The 1,650-nt window shown below is 65.1% G+C and carries 1 protein-coding gene and 1 pseudogene; both read left to right on the top strand.

What is annotated here, in order from left to right; genetic code table 11:
* Positions 1-568 (top strand): xanthine dehydrogenase accessory protein XdhC (gene xdhC / locus EN745_RS34525; RefSeq protein WP_127423295.1); only part of this gene is annotated, 568 nt, incomplete at its 5' end.
* 135 nt (positions 569-703) lie between these two features.
* Positions 704-1,539, top strand: a pseudogene (locus tag EN745_RS34520) (PhzF family phenazine biosynthesis protein).
* Positions 1,540-1,650 lie beyond the last annotated feature (111 nt).

Raw genomic sequence — 1,650 nt, 5'->3', positions numbered from 1 at the left:
GGTCGATGGGGCACTCGAACAAGAGCTGATCGCCAAAGCCGAGGTCGAGGAGGCGCACCTACCATATGTCTATGTCTTCGGCGGCGGTCATGTCGGCCAGGCGCTGGCGTCGGCGTTGGCGCTGCTGCCCATCCATGCCGTCGTCGTCGAGACGCGCGCCGAAGCGCTCGAAGGGATGCCGGAAACGGTCGAGACGAGGCTGACGCCGATGCCTGAGGCCATCGTGCGCGAGGCACATGCCGGAGCCGCCTTTGCGATCCTCACCCACGACCATGCGCTCGATTTCCTGATCGTCGCCGAGGCGCTGAAGCGCGGCGACGCCGCCTATGTCGGCATGATCGGCTCCAGGACCAAGAAGGCGACGTTCAAGAGCTGGTTCCTGAAGTCGACCGATGGCAGCGAGGCGGAATTCAACCGCCTGGTCTCGCCGATCGGCGGCAATGCGGTGAAGGACAAGCGGCCGCCGGTGATCGCGGCACTTGCCGCCGCTGAGATCATGACGGCGCTGGTCTCGCATGCCACTGAGGCGACTGCCTCAAGCACGTCCGAGAAGGCGATGGCCGACTGAGGTCAGTCGCCAGGCGCCGGCGGCGACGCTGCTGGGATATGACCTCCGCTCACAGCTGCTCGTCGCTTTCTTCATTTCCCAAATCGTTCCGGAAAGTGTTTTCTGCGCGCCTCACAGGCACGAGGCGGACCCCTGATGGACGTATTGAGAATTGCGGCGTTTTCGGATGGCGACACCGGCGGCAACCCGGCCGGTGTGGTGATCGGCGATGCTTTACCAAATGCCATCGAAATGCAGCGCGTCGCGGCCGAGGTCGGCTTTTCGGAACAGCCTTTGCGGCGCCGGAAGGCGATGGCTGGCGGGTCCGCTATTTCTCTCCGGAAAGCGAAGTGCCGTTCTGCGGCCATGCCACGATTGCGCTTGGTGCTGCGCTGGTGCGGCAGTTCGGCGACGGGATTTTTGCGCTGACCCTCAATCAGGCGAAAATCACCGTCGAGGGGTTTCGTGACGGCGCCAACATCGTCGCGGCGTTGCAGTCTCCCCCGACGCGCAGCAGATCGGCCCCGCCAGAGCTTGTCACCGAAACGCTGGCGCTGTTCGGCTACAGGACAGAGGATCTCGATCTGGCCATTCCGCCGGCTTTGATCCATGGCGGCGCCGATCATCTGGTGCTGGCGCTGAAGTCACGCGAGGCGCTGGCTGCAATGGCCTATAACCTGAAGCGCGGGCAGGCGCTGATGCGGCGCGAAGGGCTGGTGACGATCCTGCTCGCCTTTGCCGAGACACCCAGACTCTTCCACACGCGCAACCCGTTCGCGTCGGGCGGCGTCTACGAGGATCCCGCGACAGGAGCTTCGTCCGCCGCCTTCGCCGGCTATCTGCGCAACCTCGGCTGGCCGCATGGCGGCGCGATCGACATCGTGCAGGGCGAGGACATGGGCATGCGCTCAAGGCTGCATGCCGACATTCCGTCTCAGCCAGGCAGCTCGATCAGGGTATCCGGGACGGCTCGCCTGATGGACGCCGGCTAAGCAGCTGATGCCGGCCCTTTCAGGCCGAGGTGCTCGCGCAAGGTGCGGCCTTCGTATTCCGTACGGAACAGGCCGCGCCGCTGCAGCTCCGGCACGACCAGGGCGCAGAAG

This window comes from Mesorhizobium sp. M4A.F.Ca.ET.022.05.2.1, from assembly GCF_003998845.1.
Lineage (GTDB): Bacteria > Pseudomonadota > Alphaproteobacteria > Rhizobiales > Rhizobiaceae > Mesorhizobium.
The sequence above is the reverse complement of the archived record's forward strand: the minus strand, read 5'-3'. Positions and strand labels throughout refer to the sequence as shown.